The sequence below is a fragment of the Alkalibacterium sp. m-11 genome, from assembly GCF_054658155.1.
This window is the reverse complement of sequence record NZ_BAAGIR010000277.1, coordinates 1-1,060: the sequence shown is the minus strand read 5'-3', so window position 1 is coordinate 1,060 and position 1,060 is coordinate 1. Positions and strand designations below refer to the sequence as shown.

General features: G+C 35.7%; 1 protein-coding gene. It reads left to right on the top strand.

All coding sequences use genetic code 11. From position 1 onward, the window contains the following. Window positions 1-37 precede the first annotated feature (37 nt). Window positions 38-853 (top strand): phosphotransferase family protein, encoded by an 816-nt coding sequence (locus tag ACYQ2O_RS12365; RefSeq protein WP_459771367.1) that lies wholly within the window; start codon window positions 38-40, stop codon window positions 851-853. The last annotated feature ends 207 nt before the right edge of the window (window positions 854-1,060 follow it).

Below are 1,060 nucleotides of genomic sequence, written 5' to 3'. Positions count from 1 at the left end.
GCTGTTGGTACTTCAATTATAGCCGGTGGGGCTCATTTTGTCTTTAAAAAAGAAACATCCCTCGACCATTTTTTCTCAAAATCGGTCGAGGGATGTATTCATTTTAGGGGAGTTTTTTCCCAGCCCCGAAAGATCAGACAAAGAAATCTATCGTAAAGGTGACAAAGTCATTATAAAATTTGATTCATCGTTCTCAAAAGCTAATATTTTAAACGAAGCCTTAAACCAGTCAAGAATTGAAGAGACTGGACTTAACATTCCCAAATTACATGAAGTCCGATTGCTAGATGATGACCAAATGATTGTGATGGATTATGTACCAGGCAACACTTTGCAAGAATTAATGGATGAAAATCCAGAAAAAATGGATGAATACTTAGAGCTATTTGTTGATTTACAAATAGCCATCCATCAAGAAAGAGCTCCTCTACTAAATGAGATGCATAGTAAAATGAGTCGAAAAATTGCGAATAGCGGTTTAAACGCAACCATTCGTTATGAATTAGATAGTCGGTTAGCAGGGATGCCTGTTCATAATAAAGTTTGTCATGGTGATTTCAATCCAACAAACATTATTATTACAGATGATGAAGAGGCTTACGTCCTTGACTGGTCTCACGTGACTCAAGGAAATGGTTCACATGATGCTGCCACTACGTATCTCGACTTTTATTTAAAAGGCGAGAAAGAATTAGCAGAAAAATACATCAAACTATATGCTGAAAAAACAAATACCGCTCTTCAATATATTTTGAAGTGGTGCCCAATTGTTGCTGCTGAGCAATTAGCTAAGGGAATTAAAGAAAATGAAGAATTCTTAATGCGATGGGTCGATGTTGTAGAATACGAATAAAAAATAAAAATAAAAGAGGACTAGATTCAATTGAACTGCTCCCTGTCAAGTAGACAGGTAAAAAAAAACACCTATGGATTTTTAAACTGGACCCTATAGAATAGACACGGATAAAAAACCCTTATTCGTTCTCTATTTTATAGGGTTCTTTATTGTATAATGAACCCAACTATATGAGTTCAAAGGAGAGCGTTGACATGGGAAGAA